The 26,172-nt window shown below is 42.3% G+C and carries 23 protein-coding genes; 11 read left to right on the top strand and 12 right to left on the bottom strand.

The window, feature by feature from the left end:
• The first annotated feature begins 177 nt into the window (after positions 1-177).
• Positions 178-1,989 carry a hypothetical protein gene (locus tag H562_RS0108445; RefSeq protein WP_027377107.1) on the top strand — a complete coding sequence of 604 codons (1,812 nt, stop codon included), beginning with the start codon at positions 178-180 and terminating at the stop codon, positions 1,987-1,989.
• 106 nt (positions 1,990-2,095) lie between these two features.
• Positions 2,096-3,889, top strand: a complete 1,794-nt coding sequence (gene uvrC, locus H562_RS0108450; protein ID WP_027377108.1) for an excinuclease ABC subunit UvrC — start codon at positions 2,096-2,098, stop codon at positions 3,887-3,889.
• Between the two features lie 365 nt (positions 3,890-4,254).
• On the opposite strand, the gene H562_RS0108455 is transcribed toward uvrC, so the two are convergent.
• From H562_RS0108455 to H562_RS0108470, 4 genes are read right to left on the bottom strand one after another with little or no spacing between them, the layout of a single operon-like run.
• Complete coding sequence (locus tag H562_RS0108455) at positions 4,255-4,728, bottom strand: hypothetical protein (protein WP_027377109.1); 474 nt, start codon at positions 4,726-4,728, stop codon at positions 4,255-4,257.
• Between the two features lie 44 nt (positions 4,729-4,772).
• Positions 4,773-7,607, bottom strand: a complete 2,835-nt coding sequence (locus tag H562_RS0108460; protein WP_027377110.1) for a T9SS type A sorting domain-containing protein — start codon at positions 7,605-7,607, stop codon at positions 4,773-4,775.
• A gap of 9 nt (positions 7,608-7,616) precedes the next feature.
• On the bottom strand, positions 7,617-8,699 hold the full coding sequence (locus H562_RS0108465; protein WP_027377111.1) for a putative type IX sorting system protein PorV2: 1,083 nt from the start codon (positions 8,697-8,699) through the stop codon (positions 7,617-7,619).
• Positions 8,699-9,586, bottom strand: coding sequence for a DMT family transporter (locus H562_RS0108470; protein ID WP_027377112.1), 888 nt, complete (start codon positions 9,584-9,586; stop codon positions 8,699-8,701). Before H562_RS0108470 ends, H562_RS0108465 begins: the two co-directional genes overlap by 1 nt.
• Positions 9,587-9,939: 353 nt before the next feature.
• Between H562_RS0108470 and H562_RS0108475 the strand changes: the two genes are divergently transcribed.
• Positions 9,940-11,568: an acyl-CoA carboxylase subunit beta gene (locus H562_RS0108475; RefSeq protein ID WP_027377113.1), complete on the top strand. Its 1,629-nt coding sequence runs from the start codon at positions 9,940-9,942 to the stop codon at positions 11,566-11,568.
• An 18-nt stretch (positions 11,569-11,586) separates the two neighbouring features.
• On the top strand, positions 11,587-12,195 hold the full coding sequence (locus H562_RS0108480; protein WP_027377114.1) for a hypothetical protein: 609 nt from the start codon (positions 11,587-11,589) through the stop codon (positions 12,193-12,195).
• Positions 12,196-12,275: 80 nt separating this feature from the next.
• Here H562_RS0108480 and H562_RS0108485 read toward each other — a convergent pair whose 3' ends face one another.
• Positions 12,276-12,785, bottom strand: a complete 510-nt coding sequence (locus H562_RS0108485) for a YceI family protein (protein ID WP_027377115.1) — start codon at positions 12,783-12,785, stop codon at positions 12,276-12,278.
• A 196-nt stretch (positions 12,786-12,981) separates the two neighbouring features.
• Between H562_RS0108485 and H562_RS14890 the strand changes: the two genes are divergently transcribed.
• From H562_RS14890 to H562_RS0108500, 3 genes are all read left to right on the top strand, one after another.
• The gene (locus H562_RS14890; RefSeq protein WP_034690990.1) at positions 12,982-13,686 is read left to right on the top strand and encodes a phosphatase PAP2 family protein; all 705 of its coding nucleotides are present in this window, start codon (positions 12,982-12,984) and stop codon (positions 13,684-13,686) included.
• A gap of 62 nt (positions 13,687-13,748) precedes the next feature.
• Entirely contained in the window at positions 13,749-15,890 is a 2,142-nt protein-coding gene (locus H562_RS0108495) for a S9 family peptidase (protein WP_027377116.1), read from the top strand.
• Between the two features lie 3 nt (positions 15,891-15,893).
• Positions 15,894-16,349, top strand: coding sequence for a DUF1801 domain-containing protein (locus H562_RS0108500; RefSeq protein ID WP_027377117.1), 456 nt, complete (start codon positions 15,894-15,896; stop codon positions 16,347-16,349).
• Positions 16,350-16,366: 17 nt separating this feature from the next.
• Here H562_RS0108500 and H562_RS0108505 read toward each other — a convergent pair whose 3' ends face one another.
• Together H562_RS0108505 and H562_RS0108510 are read right to left on the bottom strand one after the other, a co-directional pair.
• Entirely contained in the window at positions 16,367-16,915 is a 549-nt protein-coding gene (locus H562_RS0108505) for an L-threonylcarbamoyladenylate synthase (RefSeq protein ID WP_027377118.1), read from the bottom strand.
• A 145-nt stretch (positions 16,916-17,060) separates the two neighbouring features.
• Positions 17,061-17,483: a transposase gene (locus H562_RS0108510; protein WP_027377119.1), complete on the bottom strand. Its 423-nt coding sequence runs from the start codon at positions 17,481-17,483 to the stop codon at positions 17,061-17,063.
• A gap of 412 nt (positions 17,484-17,895) precedes the next feature.
• Here H562_RS0108510 and H562_RS0108515 point away from each other — a divergent pair, with 412 nt between their 5' ends.
• The gene (locus tag H562_RS0108515) at positions 17,896-18,915 is read left to right on the top strand and encodes an LLM class flavin-dependent oxidoreductase (protein ID WP_027377120.1); all 1,020 of its coding nucleotides are present in this window, start codon (positions 17,896-17,898) and stop codon (positions 18,913-18,915) included.
• Between the two features lie 135 nt (positions 18,916-19,050).
• Positions 19,051-19,299 (top strand): VF530 family protein, encoded by a 249-nt coding sequence (locus H562_RS0108520; protein ID WP_027377121.1) that lies wholly within the window; start codon positions 19,051-19,053, stop codon positions 19,297-19,299.
• Between the two features lie 104 nt (positions 19,300-19,403).
• Here H562_RS0108520 and H562_RS0108525 read toward each other — a convergent pair whose 3' ends face one another.
• The 3 genes from H562_RS0108525 to H562_RS0108540 form a co-directional block, all read right to left on the bottom strand.
• The gene (locus H562_RS0108525) at positions 19,404-19,805 is read right to left on the bottom strand and encodes a YchJ family protein (protein ID WP_233701990.1); all 402 of its coding nucleotides are present in this window, start codon (positions 19,803-19,805) and stop codon (positions 19,404-19,406) included.
• A gap of 110 nt (positions 19,806-19,915) precedes the next feature.
• Positions 19,916-20,419: a DinB family protein gene (locus H562_RS0108535; RefSeq protein WP_027377123.1), complete on the bottom strand. Its 504-nt coding sequence runs from the start codon at positions 20,417-20,419 to the stop codon at positions 19,916-19,918.
• A gap of 450 nt (positions 20,420-20,869) precedes the next feature.
• A complete protein-coding gene (locus H562_RS0108540) occupies positions 20,870-22,009 on the bottom strand; it encodes a cystathionine gamma-synthase (RefSeq protein WP_027377124.1) in 1,140 nt (379 codons plus the stop codon).
• Between the two features lie 214 nt (positions 22,010-22,223).
• Between H562_RS0108540 and H562_RS0108550 the strand changes: the two genes are divergently transcribed.
• Positions 22,224-23,681, top strand: coding sequence for a GLUG motif-containing protein (locus tag H562_RS0108550; RefSeq protein ID WP_156831980.1), 1,458 nt, complete (start codon positions 22,224-22,226; stop codon positions 23,679-23,681).
• 77 nt (positions 23,682-23,758) lie between these two features.
• Here the strand turns inward: H562_RS0108550 and gldC are convergent, their stop codons facing one another.
• Both gldC and gldB read right to left on the bottom strand, forming a co-directional pair.
• The gene (gldC, locus tag H562_RS0108555) at positions 23,759-24,085 is read right to left on the bottom strand and encodes a gliding motility protein GldC (RefSeq protein WP_027377126.1); all 327 of its coding nucleotides are present in this window, start codon (positions 24,083-24,085) and stop codon (positions 23,759-23,761) included.
• Between the two features lie 135 nt (positions 24,086-24,220).
• Positions 24,221-25,201 (bottom strand): gliding motility lipoprotein GldB, encoded by a 981-nt coding sequence (gene gldB / locus H562_RS0108560; protein ID WP_027377127.1) that lies wholly within the window; start codon positions 25,199-25,201, stop codon positions 24,221-24,223.
• Positions 25,202-25,313: 112 nt separating this feature from the next.
• On the opposite strand from gldB, the gene nadE reads away from it, so the two are divergent.
• On the top strand, positions 25,314-26,102 hold the full coding sequence (gene nadE / locus H562_RS0108565; RefSeq protein WP_027377128.1) for an NAD(+) synthase: 789 nt from the start codon (positions 25,314-25,316) through the stop codon (positions 26,100-26,102).
• The last annotated feature ends 70 nt before the right edge of the window (positions 26,103-26,172 follow it).

Genomic DNA, 26,172 nt, shown 5'->3' on the forward strand with positions numbered 1-26,172 from the left:
ATTTTTCCTAAAAATACATTTTTTTAAGGAGCGGCGAAAATAGTTTTCTGCAGAATATAACCTAATAAAAGTCATGTAATAACGGGTGGTTCATGCAGTATTATTCAATGCATAATTCAATTTATAATTCTAATTTTGGTTGTTTTTAAAATCATTCACTTTAAAAAAAACTATTAAATGAAAATAAAGAATCCGGTTCATAACTTCCACATTCCTGTAATGGGATTGGCGTACACCATCGACAGTCCGATCCGTGTCGCACAATATGGGATTTCGTCTGTTATTTCAATTATTGATGATGAGATCATCGAAAAGATGAACGGGCTTTACCATAAAAGACACGATTTCCCGTACCTCTCAATCTCAAATAAAACCGAGGATTACCGCGCCAAAAGAATTACCGCTTATCTCGACACGGTGCAGGATATCGTCGATCTGAAATTCGAAAACTTTAAAAAAGAACTGAGCAAAAGCCGCGAAACGCTGGACCGTTTTATTGCCACATTACCCAACAGATCGGATTTTAAGAACCGCCTTGAAAATCTCTTGCTGCAAAAGGAAAACTTTACCGAAAATGTCAGAAAATATCTGGATGATCACTTTTCGCCGGGAGACATCGATGTGAATATCATGACCAAAGTCGACAAAGATAATTTCGCAAAAAAGGTGCAGTTGCCTGTAATTTATAACGATGCGCATGTTTCGCTCCGCGGTTTTGCAAACAGTAAACTCTCATCTTCCGTTGTACTTTCTGCCGGTATGAATCCGCGCCTTTACTCTTACCTGGAGGAATTTGCTGATTTTTTTCCCAGTGAAAAAGGCGAATTAAAAAAGAAGATCATCTTAAAAGTGAGCGATTTTCGCTCAGCAATGATCCAGGGAAATTTCCTGGCAAAAAAAGGTCTCTGGGTTTCGGAATATCGTGTAGAATCGGGTTTGAACTGCGGCGGGCACGCTTTTGCAACAGAAGGTTTGCTTCTCGGGCCGATCATGGAAGAGTTTAAACAAAAGAAAAACGACCTTATACTCTCCGCTTTTTCCTTGCTGACACAGGCTTTGCACCAGAAAGAATTTCCCGTTCCTGCGAAACCGCCCGAAATGAAAATCACGGTGCAGGGTGGCGTGGGAACTGCGGAAGAACACGACTTTCTGCTCGAAAATTATAAAGTCGACAGCGTGGGCTGGGGTTCACCTTTTCTTCTGGTTCCCGAAGCGACTTCCGTAGATAAAGAAACCCGGGAATTATTGGCAAATGCGCAGGAAGATGAATTCTATCTGAGTAACATTTCGCCTCTGGGTGTGCCTTTCAATACAGTTGCAGGAACAACCAATGAATTCCTGAAGGAAGAAAAGATCCGACGCGAAAAACCGGGAAGTTCATGCCCGAAGAAATATCTAGCCCTGAGTAAGGAATTTGGGCCTGAAGGAATCTGCACTGCGTCAAGCAAATACCAGAAAGTGAAACTGAAGGAACTTGCGGGCGTGCAGGCGCAAATAAGTGCGGCAGAATATTCCAGAAGGGAAAAGCGGATCACCGAGAAATCCTGTCTGTGTGTAGGATTGGTCAATTCTTCTTATCTTGAAAATGAGATTCCCAGAAAAGGAGAGAAACAGGGCGTGGTTGTTTGTCCGGGACCTAATCTTGCTTTTTTCGACAAAGAAGTTTCACTCGCTGATATGCTGAAACATATCTATGGCTACAAAAATATAATGCCCGAGCGTAACCGTCCGAATATGTTCATCAATGAACTTAAATTATACGTGAAGTTCTTGAAAAATGACATTGAGGAATTTTCCGGGAGTTTCAGCAATTCCCAGGTGAAAAAATGGAACGCCTTTAAAAATAACCTGCTCGCAGGAATTGAGTATTACGAAAATCTATTTGCTGAAACGTCATTCTTTGGAAACCAAAAGGAAGTTACACAGGCGCAATTGCGGGAATGCCACGCTCAGCTCACGGAAGTTCAGGTCCCTGAAAAAATGCTTTGATTTTTTTCTGCGTTAATGATTTACAGTCTGTCAGTTTATGGCAGACTGTATTTTTATTTTCGGTGATTACTTTTCCCTGTCGAAATCAAATTCTTATTTTTGTAATATGAATCCCGATCTTGAACTGCAGCTAAAAACTTTACCTTCCGAACCCGGTGTTTACCGGTACTACGACAAAAAAGATCAGTTGCTGTATGTCGGGAAAGCAAAAAACCTCAAGAAGCGTGTGCTTTCTTATTTCAACAAGAATCTGTCAGGTTACAGAACACGTATTATGGTGGGCAAGATCCATCGCCTGGAAACCACCATCGTGCCCAGCGAATACGATGCATTATTGCTGGAAAATAATCTGATCAAAGAACATCAGCCTTTCTACAATGTGATGCTCAAAGATGACAAATCCTATCCCTGGATTTGCATTAAGAATGAAGATTTCCCGCGCGTTTTCCTGACACGAACTAAAATAAAGGACGGATCGGAATATTTTGGTCCTTATGCCAAAGTGCGGCCTGCAAAGGTATTGCTCGATACCATTAAACATATTTATAAGATCCGCACCTGCAATCTGAATCTGGCGCCCGCAAAAATTGCGGAAGGGAAATACCGCGTTTGCCTGGAATACCATATAAAAAACTGCGCCGGTCCCTGCGAGATGCTGGAGATGAAAGAGGAATACGATGAAAAAATAGCGGCGATCCGCGGAATCATTAAAGGTGATTTTCGGCAGGCAAAGGAATATCTCGTTGCACAAATGGGCAAGTTTGCGGAGAAACTCGAATTCGAAAACGCACAGATGGTGAAGGAGAGAATGGATATTCTGGAAAACTATCAGCACAAGCACACCGTGGTAAATGCCACGATCAATGATGTGGATGTTTTCGGAATGACCAGCGATGAAACTGCGGCTTATGTGAACTACTTTAAAATTCAGAACGGAAACATCATCCAGAGTTACACCACCGAGATCCGGAAAATTCTGGAGGAAACCGATGAAGATATTCTGGAAGAGGCCATGATCGAGATCCGCCAGAAATTCAGTTCCGACTCGCGCGAAGTTTTAATTCCATTTCACCTTTCGCTGGAAATTCCCAATGTAAAACTCATTGTGCCAAAGGTGGGTGATAAAAAACGCATTCTGGAACTTTCTGAAAAAAACGCAAAAGAATACCGCCTCGAAAAACTGAAAGCCGTGCAGATCGTGGATCCCGAAAGGCACACCAACCGCATTATGGCCGAGATGCAGCGGCTTTTGCGCATGCCGACCGAACCCCGGCATATCGAAGGTTTTGATAATTCAAATATTCAGGGAACGAATCCGGTGTCGGCCTGTGTTGTTTTTAAAGACGGAAAACCGAGTAAAAATGATTACCGCATCTTTCATCCAAAAACCGTTGTGGGTCCCGATGATTACAAGACGATGGAAGAAGTGATCTACCGCCGCTACAGAAGGATGCTCGATGAGGGCGAACCGCTGCCGCAACTTATTCTGATCGACGGTGGAAAAGGTCAGCTTTCATCTGCGGTAAAAAGTTTAAAGTTGCTTGGCATTTACGGAAAGATCACCATCATTGGTATCGCAAAACGCCTGGAAGAGATTTATTTTCCTGAGGATTCAATTCCACTTTATATTGATAAAAAGTCGGAAACACTGAAGATTCTTCAAAGAGTCCGTGATGAATCGCACCGTTTCGGCGTGAAGCACCACCGAACAAGACGGAAGAATTCCACCATAAAATCTGAATTGGAAGAAATTCCGGGGATCGGTGAAAAAGCCATCGAGCTTTTGCTTTCAAAACTGAAATCGGTAAAACGCGTCAAGGAATCCTCGCGCGAAACATTGGAGGAAATTATCGGGAAAAACCGCGCAAGATTGGTTTGGGAATATTTTAATCCGAATTAATTACTTCAGTTCGAAGGTTTCTTTTTTAAAGTCGCCTCCAACCGGAATGTCAATAACGATCCTGCCGTTGTCCAGATATCCAAGAGTAGAACTGCCATCCTGAAGTTGTACGTGGTAAACGTCTTTTTTTGTAGATTCTTTGAAGACCGCGTACGGTGTAGAAGTATTTCCACTGACCAGAATGAACTGCTTTTCGGAGATAATTATTTTGGTCAGGTTTAATGTGCCGTTGCTGTAAACTTCCGCCTGAGTTGAATTTTTGACTTCTACTTTTTCAATTTTCTGATCTGGAATTTTCTCAACGGGTTTCTGCTGCCCGACTTTTTCTACAACTTTGGTTTCCTGAACTACTTTTGATGTAGAAACTATTGGTGAAGAGACTTTTGGTGAAGAGACTTTTGGTGAAGAAACTTTTTGTATTGAACCCGCGCAACCGGATTTGATACCGGGATTTTAATCAAAGCATTCTGCAGTGCGTCGCGCGTACCGGATTCAAAATCTTTCATTCTGGAACTTCCTTCCTCCGACAGGAGCGTTTTATTGGTGCAGTCTTTAAATTCGATCTTCACTTTGTTGCGGAACATGTTGCCGGTATCGCTTAGAAAAGCGGTCAAAATATCGCACGGTTCAGGCGTCACATTACTTTGTAAAATGTCAGTATCTACGTTCAGGACCGTGTAATTCTTCTGCTTCAGCTTTGATGCCAAAAGATCCGTAAGGCCGTATTTCCCGTTCTCATAATCTTTTGAGTCGATCTGAACGTAGCGGTAGTCGGAAATATTTTGTCCGTAAATGCAGGTGCTGAGAAGTACAATCGTTATTAAAAGAAAATTTTTCATAGGCTTAATTTTAAATGAAATTTTCCAAACTTCCGAAAGACGGCTTATTTCTTTATGAAATTTTGAGAATAGCGGCTTCCGTTTTTGGTAGTAATTTCCAGAATGTAATTACCGGCAGATAATCCTGAAATATCGACAGCTTGGTTTTGGTCATTATATTTCCCGGCTGAAATCCGTTTTCCCGTCATATCAAAAACGGTATAAGTTTCAAGTGCTGCAGTTGGATTTCCTTTGACGTTAATATATGAACTCGCCGGATTTGGGTATAAAATCAATTTAATTTTTGAACTGTTTGCGGTATCTCCCGTGCTGAGGTAAATTGGCAATTCGGTTTTTACAATATAAAGTTCCGCACCGGAAGTCTTGGTTTCTGCCACAAAATAAAGACTGTCATCATAAGCATGTAATTTTAAGAGATGATCATCCGCAGCGATCTGCTCTTCATTTAAGACATTCAGTGACAGCGCAACTGTGCTTGCGGCGGTTCCGTTGGTACGCCAAACCTGGGTGTCGTTTTCCCGCAGAAAATACAGGTAATTTTTTGCACAGGTTAAATTTGAGATCGAAGCGGCTTCATTATAATTAATGATTTCTTTGGCGTTACCGGAAGCGGAATTAATGCTCCAGAGCACGCGCATTTTATCACCGTAAGTGCCGTTGCCTACATAGATCTGATTTCCGCATTTCTTAAAAGAAGTCTCGGTGGCAAAGAAGTTTGCGCTCAGAAGATTAGTCGGTTCGGACTGCAGATCATTAAATCTGAAAACGCTGCCATAACCCAATTGAGATAAAATATATAATTTGCCGTCGTCGATCAGAGTATTGTCAGAAACATTCCAGTCGCTGTAACCCCAGTCATTTGTCGGGAAAGGAATCGGTTTTACCTGCTGATTATCATCGTTATACGCCCAAAGTTTGTTGTCTTTGGCAACCAGTAACTGACCGTCGAAAACCTGTAAAAACCTTGGAACGTTGCTGTAATACGGAATATCGGGAATGTCGAAGGCGATCTTGGTTCCGGCTGAGGTCCCGTCGGTTTTCCAGATCTGAGTTTTATAATCGGCAGTATAAACTGTAAAGTACACGTTTCCTTTGTACGAAATACTTTTCGCGGCTTCAACGGTAGGACCGGTAGGGATTTCCCTGATCAGTTCAATTGTTTCACTGCCAACCTCATTTTTCCACACACGGATCGTTCTTTCGGGATAGGAATTATAAGTGGCAATAATGAGCGCCTCATCCTTTAGGTTTCCAAAGGTTGCGTATTTATCAAAAGTTTGCGGCAGAGCGAGAAATTGGGTATGCGAACCATCACCGTTGGTCTTTGCCAAAGCGCTGGTGTAGACCGAAGGTTTTACATAATAATAAGTGCCGACTTTAAAAAAATCACCTTCAGGAATGCTGCTCCAGCTTGGACTTTGTTTAATGACCTGCGGCAGTTCGCCTTTATTTTTAATGGTATAGAACTGGTTTCCAAATTCACCGTCATTAGCTGTGAAAATAAGGGAATTTTGTGCCGTAGTGTGTATGTTTACAGGGAAACTTCCCACCTCATGCTGGCTGTCCTTTAACAATGAAATTTCCGAAGTTGCCGGATTGAACTGCGATAATTCCAGACCGTACTTTTTGGTATACAGATTAAAGATCAATTTGTTGTCTTTTTCTACCGCATCATGAAGCCGCGTTTGGTCGAGTGCAGTTACATTGAGATTTTCATCAAGCAAGTAAAATAAATTATGCGAAGAATTTTCAAGTAACAGCAGTTTGTTTTCGGGGAAATATTTCAGGAAATTGGGCCGCGAATAATCCGGTATAACGGCATTGGTAGAAACCGTTCCTGCCGCGGTGCCATCTGTTTTCCAGAGTCTGCTTCTTTCGTTTGTATTCGCGAAGAAATAGACGGAATTTCCCAGAATTTGCAAGCCGGTACCTTCATTCACGGAGTTTGCGAAATGCATGGTAGAGCTTAACGCTTTTGTATTTTCAGCGGTTCCGTCGGTGGCAAAAAGATTGTTGCCGTCCGTTGCCGTATTACCGAAGAAAATAAGTCTGTTGTTCAGAACCTTGCCGGAATTTACTCCGTTGGTCTTAAAAATAAACTTTGCTTTTTTTGTCGCGTTATCAAGCGCCCATAAACCATTTCTTACGCCGGTTGAGTCGCCTCCGTAGAAAAACAGCTGACCATTTAAAATATAGCAGTCCAGATCCACATGCACGGTCAGTTGGTCATTGGTATCGTAAGATTTAATTTTAAAAGTACCCGCTTCGCTGCCATCTGTGAGGTAAAGTTCATTTTTGTACGCAGCATTTTTAGCGGCGAAAACAAAATAATTCTGAAAGGGGAAAGGTTTTTTCTCAAGTTCACCTTCTGTCGGCATGAGCAGTTGAGTCCCTGCCGGGGAACCATCAGAAATATACACCGTTTTATTTCCGGTAATGATGATCTTTTCTGCGTTTGAAGTCATTTGCATGACATAATTATCCGGGAATCCAAAAACTTTTTTTGTTCCGTTCGGCGTGCCGTCGGTTTCCCAAAGTTCATATTTTGAACTGATCTCTGCCAGGAAATAGCTCTTTCCTTTAAATAAAAGAAATTGAGGATCATGCCCAAAAGGTGAAGTCGCGTAGGGCACCAGCTCTTTCAGCAAGGTGGTTTTTTTGGTGGTGAAATTATAGGTCCAAAGTTCATGATTTCCGTTCCAGTAGCCAGGTGAGAGATCATTTTGCGCGCCGGCAAAAAGGATCTGATCGTTGTATTTAAATAAATTCCGGGCGTCTAAACCGCTTTGGTAATTGATTTCGTACAGTTCAGCGTCGAGCTGCTGCGAAAAATTGAAGGTGTAAAATAAGGACAGAAAAAGAATGTAGATTTTTTTCATAAAGTGGAATTAGTTCCGGAAATCTCCCATGTCAAGTTTTAGGGAGAAGAAGTTAGAATAAAAGTTAGAGCCGCCGATACCCGAATTGGTAATCGCATAATCGAGTGTCAAACCCTGATATTTAATGCCGATTCCCGCGCTGGGCTGAAAGGAAACCTTTCGTTTTAAACTTTCGATATCGGTGATGTTCTGAAACCTGTTTACGCCCACACGCACGAAGATCATATCCTGAAATTTCAGTTCTGCGCCGGCATAAGGCGTAATACTGGCAAAATCTGTAGAGATCAAAGCAGCGGTTTTTGCGAAGTCCACATTTACGCCAGCTTCCGGCAAAAGTTCCAGGTCGCGGTTGAGTTCTATATTACGGCTGATTCCCAAATTAAGTTTAGGCATGGTGATCTCCATTTTATCTGTGGGTGCAGGGTTAAACTCCTCGCCATTGACCACGGCCGAAAGTTCCTGCTGGTTAATGCTCCAGAAGTTCACTGTCGTAGTTGCGTCCCGCAGCATGGCACCATAATTAAAACCCGAATCTGAATTATAAAGAACACCGAGATCGAAGCCAAAGCCGAAACCGGTGGCAAATTTACCTACGTTGCGATACACCATTTTTGCATTTACACCCGCGGCAAGTCTTTGGTTTCCACCGGGGCGAAAGGCAAATGAGAGCAGCGCCGCATAATCGGACTGCGAAAAACTGGTGATTTTATCGTAATCGATATTGCCTTCTGAATCAATAAGTTGTGTGGTGTTCAGGATATTGTCGATTCCCAGTCTTACCACGGAAATGGCAAACACACCGCCTTTTTGGTCCAAAGGTTTTGCGTACGCCAGGTAATCATACTTCGCGATGGATTCGAAATATTCGGCATGCATCGCGGCGCCCTGCCAGTCACGGTCTATACCGATAAGGCCTGCAGGATTCCACATAGGAGAATATACGTCATTCTGACTGGCGATCACCGCGCCGCCCATTGCCAATCCTCTTGCGCCTGCACCAATATTCAGAAATTCATTGGAATATTTCCGAATGATCTGTGCCTCAGAAAATATTGCCGAAAGAATGAAAGCGAGAAAGAATAATTTTTTCATCAAATATGTACTTGTTTGGCTGCCTTCCGGGCTTTAATAACACCGTTTACGATGATGGCTCCTATCATTATTACCGAAGCAATATAAAAAATCGGACTCATCTGCTCCGACTGTCCAAAGATAAAAAACGCCAGAATAATCCCGTAAATGGGTTCCAGATTAACCGTGAGTATCAATGTAAAAGGTGAGATGTACTTCATCAGTTTTACCGACTCCAACATCGGAAATGCGGTGAAAACACTTGCTAATATAATGACTAACGCTAAATCACGATAACTTATTTCGTGAATATGGGAAATTTGCCCCGTGAGCGTGTAGAACAGACTTAGTATCAGAAAGCCTGAAAAGATCTCATAAAATATAATGTTCCCTGAAGTTGTTTTGCCAAAAATTTTCCCGTTGAAAACCCCGAAGACCGTCCCGAAAAGCGCGGTGAGGATTCCGAAGAAAATCCCTTCTTTGTACTGGAATTCTGCCTTGAAGATCAGTAGCATACAAACCACAATTACAATTCCCATGATCACTTCCGACAGGTCGATTTTCCTTTTGAAAACCAAAGGCTCCAGAAACGAGGCGAACAAAGTGGAAAGTGACAGACAGCTCAGCGCAATCGAAACGTTGGAAACCTTGATGGAATAGAAAAAACAGAACCAGTGAAAACCCATCGCTCCGCCAATTCCGGCCAGTTGTAAAAGGAGTTTGCGGGGTACATACATACTCTCGCGACGCACAAAACGTATGAAAATATAAAGAAAAACCGAGGCGAAAAGCATGCGGTAGAAAACCAGGACCTGAGCATTCGCGTGAATGAGTTTACCCAGAATTGCAGTGAATCCCCATAAAAAAACAATAAGATGCAAACGGAATAATGCGGAATTTTTGAACACTGCGTGATTTATTTTAAGTAGTGCAAATCTACAATTCCCATTTAAATTAAACGTAACAGAAACAGGCATTTCGGCGGCCAAATAAAAACCCCAGAAGTCATTACAACTTTTGGGGCCTTCAAATAATAAACTATTAAAAAAATAAACTAGGAACTGAATCTAACAATTCATGAAACTATTTTAGGATTTCTATTGTATTAACGCAGAACCGTGCTTAATATTTTACAGGAAAACATACATATTATGTTAAACTTTCTTAAATAAACCGCTGATTGAATTGCCTTTATCCGTAACTGTGATCCGGCGGGGATTTCAGTCAAAAAATATTACCTTTAGACAAATTTTTTTTAACAATGGATTTAGAATTTAATAAAAGAGAAGATCAGAATAAATTGAAATTTGCAGAAATCAACGGTTTACTGACGGCTATTAAAAAAGGCGGCGGCGAAAAACGTTTGCAGAAACAACGCGATGAGGGTAAATTTACCGCGCGCGAAAGAATAGAATATCTTCTCGATAAAAATTCCGAATCTATAGAAATCGGTGCTTTTGCGGGATATGAAATGTATGAGGAACAGGGTGGTTGTCCCTCCGGCGGAGTAGTTGTGGTGATGGGTTACGTTGCGGGAAAACAGTGCCTGGTCGTGGCCAATGATGCTTCGGTAAAAGCCGGCGCCTGGTTTCCGATCACAGCAAAGAAAAATCTCCGCGCACAGGAAATCGCTATGGAAAACAGACTTCCGATCATTTATCTCGTTGATTCAGCAGGTGTTTTCCTGCCGATGCAGGACGAGATTTTTCCTGATAAGGAACATTTCGGCCGTATCTTCCGCAACAATGCCAAAATGAGCTCTATGGGAATTATTCAAATTTCGGCGGTGATGGGAAGTTGCGTGGCGGGTGGCGCTTATCTGCCGATCATGAGTGATGAAGCGATGATCGTAGACAAAACCGGCTCCATCTTTTTAGCCGGCAGTTATCTTGTAAAAGCCGCGATCGGAGAAACCATTGATAATGAAACTTTGGGTGGTGCGACCACGCATTGTGAAATTTCGGGTGTTACCGATTATAAAGCCAAAGATGACAAAGATGCCCTCAACCGCATTAGAAATATAATGAAATCGATTGGCAGCTATGAAAAAGCCGGCTTCGACAGGACCGAAAGTTTCCCGCCAAAAGAAAAAATAGACGACATCTTTGGGCATATGCCGGTTTCACGTGCCGATCAGTATGATACTTTCAATATCATTAAATGTTTGGTTGATAATTCAGAGTATGAGGAATATAAAGCCGATTACGGTAAAACTCTTATCTGCGCTACTGCCCGAATCGACGGCTGGAGCGTGGGAATTGTCGCCAATCAAAGAAAACTCGTCAAGAACGGAAAGGGTGAAATGCAGTTCGGTGGCGTGATCTATTCAGACTCTGCAGATAAGGCCACACGGTTTATCGCCAACTGTAATCAAAGGAAGATTCCACTGATATTCCTGCAGGATGTTACCGGATTTATGGTAGGTTCCAAATCCGAGCACGGCGGTATTATAAAAGATGGCGCCAAAATGGTGAATGCGGTTGCAAATTCCGTGGTGCCAAAATTTACGGTTATCACAGGAAATTCCTACGGTGCCGGAAATTATGCCATGTGCGGAAAGGCTTATGATCCACGACTGATTGTAGCGTGGCCCTGGTCGGAACTTGCCGTGATGGGTGGCAGCCAGGCGGCAAAAGTTTTAGCACAGATCCAGACTTCAACTTTAAAGAAACAGGGCAAAGAAATCTCGGAACAGGAAAATCAGGAAATTCTGGACAATATCTCAAAGAAATATCAGAAACAAACGGAACCTACGTATGCTGCTGCGCGGCTGTGGACGGATGCGATCATCAATCCTGTGGATACAAGAACCTGGATATCGATGGGAATAGAGGCGGCGGATCACGCACCGATTACCGAAAAATTTAACCTGGGTGTCATTCAGGTATAACCTTAAAAAACACACAAAATGAAAAAACTTTTTATCCTTTTTGCAGTCCTTGGTTTTTACTTTGGATTTTCGCAGTGCAAAATCAGCGGACCGGCGCAGATACAGGTGGGGGAAACACTACGCTATTCTGCAGAAAATGCAGTTCTGAACTGCGCCGGCTGTTTCGAATGGACATACCCCGACCAAAAAATCTTTTTGGTCGGTGATACAAAAAGCAATATGATCAACATTAAAGGTGCTGTGCCGGGAAATGCGGTTCTTTCGCTCACGGTAAAAACGCCGAAAAGTCAGCAGAAATGCAAAAAATCCATCGACGTAATAGCGGCAGAACCAGTAGCGATCTCCGCTGACGCCACAAAATGCAATTTCCCCGTTGAAGTCATTAATGAAAAAAGAGCCGGGAACGATCGTGTATCTTTCGAACCGGAAAATGCCACAGACAGCTACGAATACCGCTGGACCGTATATTACAGGAATGGCGATACCAAAGTGCTTACGGATAAAGTTCCACAATTTCAGTTTTCAAACCAACATACCATCGATAAAGTGGAACTTGAGTTAACACTGAACAGGTGTACCCAGAAAATCACGAAAACTTACGACCGAAATTTCTGGTATTTTTTCTAAAAAAAGCTTTCTGTGAAGATCATAAATGGAAAAGTTCACCCGGAAAAGGTGAACTTTTTTAGATATATATGAAGGTGAGGTTACGCTTTTACAAACTGCAGTTCGCCGAATATTTTAACATCGTCAGAGACCATTACGCCGCCGGTTTCCAGTGCAGTGTTCCAGTTCAGCCCGAATTCACTACGTTTGATTTTCCCCTCGAAAGAGAAACCTGCTTTCGTATTTCCCCAGGGATCCACATTAGTTCCGCCAAATTCCACATCCAGCTTGACCGGTTTCGTTACGCCGTTTATGGTGAGATTTCCGGTAACCTCGTCATGTAAACCTGTGCTTTCGAAAGTGATCTTTGGGTTTGCGGATCCGTTGAAAAAGTCTTCGCCTTTCAGGTGATTGTCGCGGTCTGTATTGTTGGTATTCACAGAATCGGTGTCGATTGTGGCAGAAACTTTTGCGTTTTTAAAGTCGCCGTCTTCAGCTTCGAGCTGCGCATCGAATTTGGTGAATTCACCTTTAACATTAGAGATCATCATGTGTCTTACTTTAAAAGTAATTTCACTGTGTGTAGGGTCAAGATTCCATTTTGTTGCCATAATATTTGTATTTTGTTATTACTGAAAATTTATAGTGCAAAGATACTGCCCAATTGAACCGCAGCCATTGATGTAAGTTAAGAAATTAAAAAATTGCCTCATTCTACATTTAAAATGTGCTGCTAATCTTTTTAATAAAAAATAATAATGAGCATGCCTCCGCTTCATTTACCTAATTTTGATAAAAATGACAAGTATGAAGAAAGCTTTTCTCTTCTTTTTGATGATGAATTTATTTGCGCTGAATTCGGCACAGGTCAAAGACAGTTTAAAAAGTGAAAGTCAACATTTTCATTTTCAGTATAAAAGACTTTACATGCCTGCGGCTTTAATGATTTCCGGAATTGTTTTCGACAGCAACAGCCGGGAATCACTTAAAAATGAAATTGTAGAAGAACGGAACGAGCATCTTTTCGGTTTTACAAATCACCTCGATGATTATGCGCAGTTTGCACCAATAGCGGCCGTGTACGGCTTTGAGCTTGCCGGAATGAAGCCCAGAACCGACTGGCGAAACCGCACTGCTATTTTGATCAAAGGCCAGGTTGTAAACCTCGGTCTTGTATATGTTTTGAAAAAAACTTTAAAGAAAACCCGCCCCGACGGAACCGCCTATTCATTCCCATCCGGTCATACTGCAAACGCTTTTGCCGGCGCCACAATGCTTGCTATAGAATATGGTGAAGATTATAAGTGGGTTCCCTACGTTTCCTACGGAGTTGCCACAGGGATTGGCGTGATGCGTATGGCAAACAACAAACATTATATTTCTGATGTTCTTTTCGGCGCCGGTCTTGGCATTCTGTCGATGAAAGTTGCTTACTGGACCCATCAGTATCGGTGGAATTCGGCGGTAACCACAACCGATCCGTTTGCAGGCGTGGTGTATGCCAGATATTAAATTAACGTTTCATTAACAGTTGGAATTTATTTCTTATTTTTAACCTCAAAATTGTTAGAAATATGAAACTGTCCCGATTGTCTCTGTTAGTGCTTCTTACCGGAAGTTTATCCTTTGCGCAAACCCAAAAATACACGATCGCTGAAGCCGTTAACGGTCTGCGAAGTAATCTTGCGGTGAAGAATATCTCGCAGTTTTCGTGGAACGACGATAGTAAATCTTTTTATCAGGGTACCAAAGAAGGTTATTTGGTGACAGAAGTGCAGAGTATGAAGCAGGACACGCTTGTTTCGCTGTCACAGCTTAACCGGAATCTTTCTGCAGAAAGCAAGCTTAAGACTTTTCCGCGCATCACTTTTATTTCTAAAGATAAAGGCTATTTTTTACAGGATTCCAAATATTACTGGGTAGAACGTTCCGGAAAAGACTGGAAGTTGAAAGACTGGATTTCTCTTGATGAAAATGCTGAAAATATACAGCTGTTCAGCAATAATGATGGTTTTGTATATACCGTAAAAAATAATCTGTACCTGAACAGAAACGGTAAAACCATCGCCATTACTGCTGATGAAAATGACGATATTGTAAATGGGCAGGCGGTTCATCAGCGTGAATTCGGTATTGATAAGGGAATTTTTATCGCGCCAAACAATTCGCAGATTGCTTTTTACCGTATGGATCAGTCTATGGTGAAAGACTATCCGATCATCGACTGGAGTGTTGTGCCTGCCGTAAATAAAAACATTAAATATCCCATGGCGGGAACGCTGTCTCACCACGTGACTTTGGGTGTTTACGACATTAAAACAAATAAAAAAATATTCCTGAATATTGAGGGCGATCCTGAGCAATATCTTACCGCAGTCACCTGGAGTCCGGATTCGAAGTCGATTTTCGTGGGCGTGCTGAACCGTGACCAAAATGATCTGCACATGAATCAGTATGATGCGGTGACGGGAAATTTCATTAAAACCATTTTCGAGGAAAAAGCTGCAGAATATGTGGAACCGCAGCATCCACTGGTATTTTTCCCTAATTCAAACACCGACTTTTTATGGCAAAGCGAGCGAACAGGTTTCAATCATCTGTTTCATTATAATGTAGATTCTGGCCTCGTTGCGCAAATCACCAAAGGAAACTGGCTTGTTACAGATCTGCTTGGCTTTAATGAAAAAAAGAAAGAAATTTATTATGCTTCTACCCAGGTTTCACCACTCGAAAGGCATTTGTATAAAGTAAATTGGACCAGTTTCCAGACGCAGCGGCTTGACACAGAACCGGGTATGCACAGCGGGGTTTTGAGTAAAGATGGTTCGCAGTTGTATGATATTTACAGCAATGAAACTACGCCGCGCGTTGTAAATCTGATCAATACGCACACCGGCAAATCGAAAATTATACTCACGGCTGAGAATCCTTTAAAAAATTATGACCGGCCGGAGATCAAAAACGTCACCTTAAAAGCAGAAGACGGAACACCCTTGTACGGCAAGATCATTTTACCCACCGAATTCGATGCGTCAAAAAAATATCCGGTTATCGTTTATCTTTACAATGGTCCCCATGCTCAGCTGGTGACCAATAATTTCCCCGCATCGGGTAATTTGTGGTATGAATTTATGGCACAGCGTGGCTATATTGTATTTACGATGGATGGACGCGGCTCCTCGAACCGCGGACAAAAATTCGAGCAGGCCGTTTTCCGCCACCTCGGTGAAGTAGAGATGCGCGATCAGCTGAAAGGCGTTGATTATTTAAAGTCGCTTCCTTATGTAGATGCCGAAAAGCTGGGGATCCACGGCTGGAGTTTCGGCGGATTTATGACAACCAGTTTTATGCTTAAACATCCCGAAGTATTCAAAGTTGGCGTGGCGGGCGGACCCGTGATCGACTGGAAAATGTATGAAATCATGTACACCGAAAGGTACATGGATTCGCCACAACAAAATCCCGAAGGATACAAACAGGCAAATTTGCTTGATAAAGTTCAGAATTTAAAAGGTCACCTTTTGATGATTCACGGAGCGCAGGACAATGTGGTGGTGTGGCAGCACTCAATCAAGTTTCTGAAAGCGGCGGTTGACAAAGGCGTACAACCAGATTACTTCGTCTATCCCGGACATGAACACAATGTTCTGGGCAAAGACCGCGTACATCTGATGCAGAAAGTAACTGATTATTTTGATGAATACTTAAAACGGTAAAAAATGATAAACGCTCCCGAAGCTGTACAGGAATACATTGCGCTGGTCACCGACGGTAAAAAAGATTTGTTTATCAGCCTGTTCAATACCATTAATGAAAATATGCCGCCTGGTTTCGAACTGGGGATGAGCTACGGAATCATTGCGTGGAGTGTGCCGCTGGAGACCTACCCGGATGGATACCACTGTAAGCCGAACACGCCGCTGCCATTTATCAGTCTGGCGTCCCAGAAAAATTTTGCCGCGCTCTATCATATGGGGATTTACGCTAAACCAGAACTTCTCAGCTGGTTTCAAACGGAATGGCCAAAATATTCTGCACGAAAACTTGATATGGGAAAATCATGTATACGGTTCAAAAATTCCGCGGAAATTCTTTTTGAACTTATTGCCGAACTGTGCAAAAAGATGTCGGTCGAGGATTGGATCACGATTTACGAAAAGGAATTTAAAAAGTAAGTCCGCCCAAAACTACTTTATTCGCGCAGCACTTTGATCCTGCCGTCCTGCCAGATCCTGATCACCGATGAGCCCGAATATTCCGAAACTTTATCGTGATTTTCCTCCGCTACAAAATCTACAGCATCAATGAGTTCAGGCGAAATATCCGAAAACTTCATGGGCGATTTTTCGCCGCTGAAATTTGCCGAGGTGGAAACCAAAGGCTTATTCAGCTTTGTAATAATTTTTTTCAGAAAAAGATCGTTAACTAAGCGGATACCGATACTGCCGTCTTCTGCGAGGATCTCTTTCGGCAAACCTCTTGGCGCGTCATAGATCAGAGTTACAGGTTTTTCCGACAGATCCATAATTTCCCAGGCCATTTCCGGAACTTCCACCAAATCCTGCAGTCGTTTTGCCGATTCCATCAGGATGATCATCGATTTGTTTTTGTCTCGTTTTTTAATTTCAAAGATTTTGTTGATGGCATTGATGTCTGTGGCGTCGCAACCGATTCCCCAGATCGTGTCTGTAGGATAGAGAATGGTGCCGCCGGATTTTAAAGTTTCAATGAGTTTTTCCAAAGGATTTATTTTTGTTGAATGAGGGTGGGCTTTAGCCCGCTTATCATTTTTAATATTTATTTTCCCGACTTGGTTTTTTTTAACAACTGCGGGCTTTAGCCCGCTTTAATTTTTGGTGTTTTAAGAGCTTTAGCTAAATTTATCTTCAAAACCCATGTTTTTTGATAAGCTCCGAATATTCTTCTAAAAAGGGTTTAGTCGTATGATAAGACTCCTGATCATTTAAAAGGTTTCTTACCTCTTCAACTCCGGACGCCGAAACTGAAACCGCAAAATACTCGTCCTGCCACCGAAATTGATCTGCGGTAAGATTATTCCTGTTAATCCAAAACGAAGATTCTCCTTTTATTAATTGAGCTATTTTTGCAATTTCCTGGTTCCGACCCAGAGAGATCAAACAATGGCAGTGATCTGAGTAGCCATTAATCTCGCCGATATGAATACCTTTTTCTGTGGCGTTTTCATTAATGTGATTCCATACTTTTATTCTTAAAACTTTTGAATTAAGAAACGGTTTCATCTCCTGTGTAGAAAAAACTAAATGAATATAAATTTGAACGAATGACATCTTGAGTTCAAAAATAAGTAATTTTAAGTTTTTTTAAAGCTGATCCGTTTATTTATTTAAGACGGGCTAAAGCCCTTCCTGTTACCTACACTTTCTGGATTTAGGAATGAAATAAAATATCAGGTTTTATAACATACGGGCGCGGGCTTAAGCCCGCTTGAAGTTTCGCATCCGCTAAAGTTTACAAATGCGGGCTAAAGCCCGCCAGAATTCCGAGTTATTCTTTTTAATTTCAAAACAGATAGAACGGCTGGACTTTATTTTGCAAACAATCATACTGCCTTCTGTATGTTCCGTTCTTATCATTCATCAATGCTTTTGCACTGGCTTTCCTTTAAATTTGTAAATCTAAAATCTAAAATCTAAAATCTAAAATCTAAAATCTAAAATCTAAAATCTAAAATCTAAAAATATGGAAGTAGGAATAGGAATGTTCGGCGATTTGGCTTTCGACCGCAACACCGGGAAATACGGGGACGCCGGAGTTAAGCTCCGAGAAATCATCAGCCAGGTCAAGTTGATGGATGAGGTAGGAATTGATGTTTTCGCCATGGGTGAGCATCACCGGCCTGATTATGCGGTTTCCTCACCGGAGATGGTTTTGGCTGCCGCCGCGAGTGTGACCAAAAACATCAAGCTTGCCAGTGGTGTAACCGTTTTAAGTTCTTCTGAGCCCGTGAAAGTGTACGAAGATTTTGCCACATTGGATCTCATCTCCGATGGAAGGGCAGAAATTTTTGTGGGACGCGGAAGTTTCATCGAATCATTTCCTTTGTACGGCTATTCTTTGGAAGACTACGAACAGCTTTTTGATGAAAAGCTGGAACTCTTACTTAAAATAAATTCTGAGGAAAACGTTTCGTGGACAGGTAAACTCCGCGCTCCAATGAAAAATCAAACCGTGTATCCAAGAGCCAAAAACGATGGTGTAATTCCAATTTGGCGGGCAGTCGGTGGCACTCCGGCGTCAGTTCTCAGCGCGGCAAAATTAGGAATGCCGCTGATTGTGGCTATTATTGGCGGAATGCCCGTGCAGTTCAAAGGTCTTATTGATTTCTACAGGCAGGAATATCTGAAAGCCGGTCATGACGAGTCAGAAATGCAGATTGCGATCCACTCGCACACTTTTGTAAGTGAAGATCAGAATGTAATCGACGGGTATTTTCAGAATTACAAATCTCAAATGGACAGGATCGGTGCGTCGCGCGGCTGGGCACCGTATACCAAAATGCAGTATGATGGCGGCCGTGCTAAAGAGGGTGCGCTGTTTGTGGGGAATGTGAATGAAGTTGCCGATAAGATCAACTATATGAAAGAAATTTTCGGTATCACACGATTTATCGGACATATGGATGTGGGTGCGCCAAAAAATGAGTTAATGATGAAATCAATTGAACTTTTTGGTGAAAAAGTAGGGCAGCAGGTAAGATAATTCCGGATAAGAATTTGAATAGATTTCCGGGTTTTACTTGAAATGAAACGCTTTATTTAATCTTAGAGCCGTTGTCTTTAAAACAAAATTTACAAATCTTTCGGTGAAATATCAATTTGCGTATTTTTACTGCCTATGGAACAGCATTCAAAAGATCCCTTACACGGAAAACGCCTTGACACGATTCTGGAAGAGTTGGTCGACTATTATGAAGGTTTTGAAAAACTTGGCGAACAGATCAATATTAAATGTTTCACTGACAATCCAAGTATAAAATCATCCTTAAAATTTTTGCGGAAGACCGACTGGGCCAGAACCAAGGTCGAAAGTCTGTATCTGTATGTCTTAAGACAGAAAAAAAAGCGGCAAACACCGCAGCAGTAATTCCGGCTTTTGGTTTTACAGAATAAATCTTTTTCAACATACTCGTAAATCTTTGAAAAATGTCAGTTGCTTTAATTGTCTCAAAAGCCTCGATGTTCAAATATCTACTTCGAAAATTTCCCGGCAACGTAATACCAACGGTTAATGAGTTTTTCAAACAGCGAGATTTCGTGATGAATTTGTGAATGGCCATCTGCGTCGTTATAAAATGCGTTGAATTCGACCATATTTTTGCCGTAGGTTTTAACGATTTGCAGCTTTGTCCACTGATTGATTTTGCCCCATTCCTGTAAATCTTCTTTACCGTACAGTTTTCTTTTTGCAGGTGATGTGGTTTCTATCAGATATTCCCCATTTGGGATTGCGAAGGCTGAAAAGCGCGACCGCATCAGTTCTTCCGCTGTTTGGGGAAATTTTTCTTTCAGGTGAAAAGGCTTGCAGCATTCACCATAATTCCTTCCTGAGCAGCAGGGGCACGCAGTTTTTTCAATATCAATGTGGTCCAAATATAATTTGTTTAATTTTTAGGCTAAAGCCATTCTCCCCGGTTTGAAAATATAGCGGGCTAAAGCCCGCCACCATCGCCACCTCTGTAAAAATAATTTTAGTCATGCGTTTATAAAAACGGCAGGTATCTTTCTTTAATGATTTTCAAATGATGAATATTGTGCCCGACGATCAGCCTCCCCAAGGTTTCCACGGATATTTCGTTTCCGTTGGCAATTCCGGTTTGGCAAAGTTGCTCATGGTTTAGGTCTTTAAAGAAAATCAACGAAGACTGCCGCACACTTTCGAACTCCGTAATAAGGCTTTCCAGGCTTCTTTCCTCCGAAAAATAACTTTCCGCATACATTTCTTCGTCCCAGCCGGCCAGTGGAGTTTTATCCTTCCGTGCAAAGCGTAAAGCGCGGTAAGCGAAAATCCGTTCGGCGTCGATAAGGTGTTGCAGCAGCTCCTTCAAGTTCCATTTTCCGTCCGCGTAGGCGAAATTGGCTTGTGTGGCAGAAATATCCGCATATGTTTTTGATGTCGCTGTGCCCGAATTTTTTAACTCCATAATCCAGTTTTCAGTCGGGACCAAACCGAGATAAGTTTGGATATATTTTTGAAAGTCATTCATAGGAGATATTGTAGTTTATGTATTAAATCACTCTCTTGGAATTGTTTAATGCCGCATTTAACGCTTATTATAATTTTTTTGTTCCGCCGAAGTTTTATCGCGTATCACCTTATTAATCTCGGTTTCGTTCAACGCTTTTCGTGTGTGTTAAATTATTTTACATCCACTAAGTTTTTGAACGCAATTTCCCACACCTTTCATTAGTCTGCCCAACAGTTTTTCATCATTTCAGCTGTTGATTCTTTGGCACAAAAAAAGGAATGTTTCATTACTGCTGCCGGAATGTTTAAAAACGGAAATCAATTTAACAACAATTGAAGTGAAAAGTAGAATCCTGAAAGGATGGAAGTCTATTAATGATAAAGCTGCGAACTTCTCGCACTTCCCACCTCAATCTTAAAAAGCTGCGAACCTACAAGCTTCCGGCGGTCCGCAGCGAAAATTTATTCACTATTTAAACGCTCTTTCCAGATCTGCGATCAAATCTTCCTTGTCCTCGATTCCCACACTTAGACGCACCAAATCGTCGGTGATCCCAAGTTCTGCACGTTTTTCGGCAGGAATTGAAGCATGTGTCATCAGCGCCGGATGATTCGCCAGCGATTCCACACCGCCCAGAGATTCGGCCAAAGTAAATACTTTCAGTTCTTCTAAAAATTTGATCGCGTCTTCTTTTTTTCCGGATTTAAAGGTAAATGAAACCATTCCTCCGAAGTCTTTCATCTGCCTTTTCGCCAGTTGGTACTGTGGATGAGATTCCAACCCCGGATAAAAAACTTTTTCTACCGCCGGATGATTTTCCAGATATTTTGCGACTTCCAAACCGTTTTCAGAATGTCTTTGCACTCTTAAGGCCAATGTTTTAATTCCCCTTAAAACCAGATAAGAATCGTGTGGGCCTAAAATTCCGCCACTTGCGAACTGTATAAAATGAAGTTTCTCGCCCAATTCAGTAGTTTTTGCAACCAACGCGCCGGCAATCACATCTGAGTGCCCACCCAGGTATTTGGTCGCAGAGTGCATTACAATGTCAGCACCCAGGTCAAGCGGCCGCTGCAGATAAGGCGTCGCAAAAGTGTTGTCTACGGCTACTAAAATATCTTTTCCTTTCACCAGATTTGTCACCGCTTCGATGTCTACAAGCTTCATCAGAGGATTGGTAGGCGTTTCGAGCCAGATCAGTCTTGTCTTTTCTGTAATTGAGTTGGCAATTTTCGAAACATCGTCAAATCCTACGAACGTAAACTTGAGTTGATATTTTTCAAAAAGGCGCGTGAACATTCTGTATGTACCACCGTAAAGATCATCCACAGCAATAATTTCATCACCGGGATTTAACAATTTTAAAACACAGTCGATTGCAGCCAGACCGGAACCAAAAGCCAGACCACGCGAACCGTTTTCGATAGAAGCCAGACTGTCTTCCAAAGCTTGTCTGGTGGGATTTGCCGCGCGCGAATACTCATAACCCGAATGGATCCCGGGAGATTTCTGTGCAAAGGTGGAGGTTAAAAATACAGGAACATTTACAGATCCTGTGGCAGATTCGTGGTGCTGACCACCGTGTATTACTTTGGTATTGAAGTTCATCTTTTCAGCAGTTTATTTATAAATTTTAAAGTACAAAGATAAGCCTTTCCGAAAATCATCACGTGGCATTTCCACCTCTTTCTCAGTTTAAAACCGAGTTCCATAACTGCTGATGTTTGCAGGATTCACGAAATCTGCAAACCAAAAACGCTTTTTACCGGCACGGGGACCTTGAAAAAATGTATCATTGCGATACAAAAATTTTAAAAATATTATGAAAAAGAGAATTATTCTTTTGGCACTTTTCATCGTTGCGGGCGAGGGGATTTCTGCCCAAAACATCAAGGCTCCCAAGGCGAAAACCACTGTAAGCTCCAGCGTCGCGGTCAATCCGGCGGTTCAGGCTTTCTTTCAAAAAGCGCCTACAACCTTGTGGACTGATAATGCCGATGAAAGCTGGTACAATGCTACCACCACAGAATTTACACTTACAACTCCGGCACAGGTTGCGGGACTTGCCAAAATTGTAAATGCCGGAAACGACTTCACAGGCAAAATCGTCATCTTCGGAAACGACATGGATTTTGGCGCACACCTTTGGATGCCGATCGGAAAAGGCTATCTTTTTCCCTTTTCAGGTACTGTGAAAGGTAACAACAAAACGGTTTCGAATATTCAGATCGATCTTCCGGCAGGCGACTTCGTAGGTTTTGTCGGTCAGATGTTTAAGGGAAAAATCGAAAATCTTATCGCCGACCAGGTAACCGTTTCAGGACATGATACCGTGGGCAGTATCGTAGGAAATCTTTCAACGAACAGTACAATGACAAACTGCCACGCCAAAAACGTGAATATTTCCGGAACCGATTTCAACGTTGGTGGTCTTGTGGGCGGCATTTTAACCGATTCCAGCATCAGCGATTCCTCTGCAGAAGGAGATGTAAGTGGCTCGAGTCAGGTTGGTGGATTAGTGGGAACTGCCTGGGACAAAACTTCGATCGCCAGATCGTATGCCAAGGGAACAGTAACCGGCCAGTATATTGTTGGCGGCTTTGCGGGATACAGTACAATGGCTTTTGGACCGAACAGAAACAATGAGGTTACAGATTCTTACACGCGTTCCAATGTAGTGGCTATGTCGGAACGAGTAGGCGGCTTTTACGGCGGGCCCGAAAGCAATGCCGTTGTAACCAATGTATATTCTACCGGAACTGTAAGTAATGTGAGCGCCAGTGGCGGCTTTGCGGGCTTTGTCGCAAATATGTCGGCGGCAAATATTTATTATGACCATACCAATGCACCTATCGATGCCATAGGGATGTTTCTGGCGGCGCCGGCAACTTATGATATTAAGGCCTGGACTACCAAAGAAATGAAAACGCAGAATCTCGCCACTTCACTGAACGCGGGCCGCGCAACTGCAGTGTGGTTCTACGATGCAGCTAAAAATGACGGTTATCCGACTTTAGCATTTGAGCAGGCATTGGCGACTTCGGACTATACTTCAAATACTAAAATTCAGGTTTACCCAACGGTGGTTACAGATTTTCTGACCATTAATTCCAAAGAAAAAAATATTTCATACCAGGTTGTAGACTTCTCCGGCCGCATGTTGAAATCCGGCACCGCCACAGACAGCAAAATAAACCTTTCCAGCCTCGCAAACGGAAATTATATGCTTGTTGTACAGATCGGTGGCCAGGTCAGCAGCCACAAATTCTTTAAAAAATAAGCCCGTTAAATTGTTAATAAAAAAACGTCGTTCCGATTTTGGAAACGACGTTTTGTTTTGGTAAATGCCGCGAAAAGCTACATTTTAATTCCAGCCTTCTGCACAAATTCTTCGGCCATTTCGCCCATCCATGCGGCAACATCTTCTTCGCCGGTCGCGTTTTCGTAAGTATTGCTCAGTGAGATCAGGATCTGGTGCAGGAACATCTTCATGTGATCAACCGGCATATCTTTTGTCCAGAGGTCAATCCGCAGCGCTTCCATCTTTTTGTCGTCCCAGACCGAGATCATGGTCGCTTTGGTTTCCTGTTTTTCCACGCCACCGTCTTCAGCATTCCACATCATTTTTTCCGGAACGTGATTTTCGTCCAGTTCAATGTCTATCGTAATTTGAGTCTTTTTCATATCAGAATATATTTAATTTAGAAGTTTTTAATTTTTTGGGCAGCTTTTTCCGCCTTCCACTCCCAATCTTTTGTTCGTTCCTCACAAAAGGATTTCCGTTCAAGTCGGGCTGCAACTGAGTTTTTTTTAATAAAATTAGTTTTTGGGTTTATAGCTGCTTTTGTTGAAGATGTCCTGCGCGCTCATTTTCAGAAAATCCGTGAGTTTTGTGTCGGGATTTTCCTCATAGAATTTCCGGCAGATCTGCCAACCGGTAAAGATCCCAACCTGCGGCGAAGATTCATTATCGATCTCCGTATAAAACTTAGAAAATGGTCCGGGGTTGATGAACCGCTCATTCAGCCGCAAATCATCATTGAAAACCAGGTTATTTTCTACGAAATAGTTCCAGATGTTGGCCTCATTCGCTTTCGCCCACTCGTATTGTTTTTGGGTATAGTTCATTTTCAAATAATCCGGAAAACCCGGTAGAAAAGCATCCTGCAGCGTCATCAGTTTTCCGTTGTAGATGAGTGCATCAATAAACTTTTGGTGATCTGTATTCGGTTTCACGAAATTTTCCGCCAGGATCTCAGAAACTTTTGGAACAATATTCTGGGGATTCATAGAGGATTGGAAATAAGTTTCCAAACCCTTGTAATCAGGGTGATTGTCGCCCATGAAACCCGTGAGGTCGATAAAAAGAATATTTTCAGACGGCTGGTAAAAAATAGGTTCCATTATTCCCTGCAGCGCCGACGAATAAAGAAAAACCTTTGGTTCCCGAAATTCCGGAAAGTAAAACTGTACATGCGAAAAAAGGTCGGTAAGATCGGTGTTCAGTTTCGGGATATTTATTTTTGATGAAGCATCTTTATAAATAGCGATCTCTGCGGAATCACTGCGCCGAACTGCAAAATCCTCATTAGGAACAGTTCCCTGAAACCAGGGATATTTTGCCTTAAATTCTTCCAGAGGAACTGCCGCAGAATAAAATTCTTTCGAAATATCGATGACTTCTACTTTTTGAGCGGGATCTTTAATATTTACTTTCCAGCGGTTTTCGGTGTTTTTTTTACATGAACTCACCACAAAAAGTGCAAGCGCACAAATCAGGAAATATCTAAAAAACTTCATTATTTTTACATCAGAATTAAAGCGCAAAAATAGGGAAATTAATCGCAAATCATTTCCTTTAAGTCCGAAGCGTTTTGTTAATGCCATTAATTTTAGAACAGAAAAAAACAGCATGCAGACAGAAAAAATAATAGAGAAGATCGTAACCTGGCTCCGCGATTACGCCGAGGCCGCAAACGTGAAAGGCTATATCATCGGCGTGTCCGGTGGTGTGGATTCCGGCGTGGTTTCTACGCTTTGTGCCATGACAGGTCTTAAACTTCTCGCCGTGGAAATGCCGATCCGCCAGCCACATGATCAGGTCAGCCGCGCACTGGAACATCTGGAATTCTTAAAAAATAAATTTCCGAACGTTGAAACCAAATCGATAGATTTGAATGAACCCTTCGAAGCCCTCTATAAAACTTTTGATGTGCACGACGAAGATTTTCCGGGAGAAAAACTCGCTTTTGCAAACACTCGCTCCAGACTCCGCATGCTTACCTTATATTATTACGGCCAGATCAACGGTCTTCTCGTGTGTGGAACCGGGAATAAAGTGGAAGATTTCGGTGTCGGATTTTTTACTAAATACGGCGATGGCGGCGTAGATGTTTCACCGATAGCCGACCTCTATAAAACCGAGGTCTACGAACTCGCAAGAAATCTCGATCTGCCGGAATCCATTAAAAATGCCATTCCAACAGATGGCTTGTGGGATCAGGAAAGAACCGATGAACAGCAGATTGGCGCCACTTATCCGGAACTCGAGAAAATTCAGAAAGAGTGGGGTAAAAAATCCGAGAGCGATTATTCCGGCAGGAATCTGGAAGTTTTCAAAATTTTTCAAAGAATGAACCGCGCTGCGCAGCATAAAATTCAGCCAATCCCGGTGTGTGATATTCCCGAAGACTGGCGGTAAAAAACGCAGCTTCCCCTCCTCCGGAGGGGTGGCAAGAATTTTCAGGGAAAATTATTGACGGGGTGGTCGG

This window comes from Kaistella palustris DSM 21579 (genome assembly GCF_000422265.1).
GTDB lineage: Bacteria > Bacteroidota > Bacteroidia > Flavobacteriales > Weeksellaceae > Kaistella > Kaistella palustris.

Excerpts from the sequence above, each read along its gene's own strand:
- H562_RS0108485 (WP_027377115.1), bottom strand. The coding sequence starts at position 12,785 with ATGGCAACAAAATGGAATCTTGACCCTACACACAGTGAAATTACTTTT.
- H562_RS0108455 (WP_027377109.1), bottom strand. The coding sequence starts at position 4,728 with ATGAAAAATTTTCTTTTAATAACGATTGTACTTCTCAGCACCTGCATT.
- H562_RS0108460 (WP_027377110.1), bottom strand. The coding sequence starts at position 7,607 with ATGAAAAAAATCTACATTCTTTTTCTGTCCTTATTTTACACCTTCAAT.
- H562_RS0108515 (WP_027377120.1), top strand. The coding sequence starts at position 17,896 with ATGGAAGTAGGAATAGGAATGTTCGGCGATTTGGCTTTCGACCGCAAC.
- gldC (WP_027377126.1), bottom strand. The coding sequence starts at position 24,085 with ATGAAAAAGACTCAAATTACGATAGACATTGAACTGGACGAAAATCAC.
- H562_RS0108500 (WP_027377117.1), top strand. The coding sequence starts at position 15,894 with ATGATAAACGCTCCCGAAGCTGTACAGGAATACATTGCGCTGGTCACC.
- H562_RS0108465 (WP_027377111.1), bottom strand. The coding sequence starts at position 8,699 with ATGAAAAAATTATTCTTTCTCGCTTTCATTCTTTCGGCAATATTTTCT.
- H562_RS0108475 (WP_027377113.1), top strand. The coding sequence starts at position 9,940 with ATGGATTTAGAATTTAATAAAAGAGAAGATCAGAATAAATTGAAATTT.
- H562_RS0108480 (WP_027377114.1), top strand. The coding sequence starts at position 11,587 with ATGAAAAAACTTTTTATCCTTTTTGCAGTCCTTGGTTTTTACTTTGGA.
- uvrC (WP_027377108.1), top strand. The coding sequence starts at position 2,096 with ATGAATCCCGATCTTGAACTGCAGCTAAAAACTTTACCTTCCGAACCC.
- H562_RS0108520 (WP_027377121.1), top strand. The coding sequence starts at position 19,051 with ATGGAACAGCATTCAAAAGATCCCTTACACGGAAAACGCCTTGACACG.
- H562_RS0108550 (WP_156831980.1), top strand. The coding sequence starts at position 22,224 with ATGAAAAAGAGAATTATTCTTTTGGCACTTTTCATCGTTGCGGGCGAG.
- H562_RS0108540 (WP_027377124.1), bottom strand. The coding sequence starts at position 22,009 with ATGAACTTCAATACCAAAGTAATACACGGTGGTCAGCACCACGAATCT.
- gldB (WP_027377127.1), bottom strand. The coding sequence starts at position 25,201 with ATGAAGTTTTTTAGATATTTCCTGATTTGTGCGCTTGCACTTTTTGTG.
- H562_RS0108495 (WP_027377116.1), top strand. The coding sequence starts at position 13,749 with ATGAAACTGTCCCGATTGTCTCTGTTAGTGCTTCTTACCGGAAGTTTA.
- nadE (WP_027377128.1), top strand. The coding sequence starts at position 25,314 with ATGCAGACAGAAAAAATAATAGAGAAGATCGTAACCTGGCTCCGCGAT.
- H562_RS14890 (WP_034690990.1), top strand. The coding sequence starts at position 12,982 with ATGAAGAAAGCTTTTCTCTTCTTTTTGATGATGAATTTATTTGCGCTG.
- H562_RS0108510 (WP_027377119.1), bottom strand. The coding sequence starts at position 17,483 with ATGTCATTCGTTCAAATTTATATTCATTTAGTTTTTTCTACACAGGAG.
- H562_RS0108535 (WP_027377123.1), bottom strand. The coding sequence starts at position 20,419 with ATGAATGACTTTCAAAAATATATCCAAACTTATCTCGGTTTGGTCCCG.
- H562_RS0108445 (WP_027377107.1), top strand. The coding sequence starts at position 178 with ATGAAAATAAAGAATCCGGTTCATAACTTCCACATTCCTGTAATGGGA.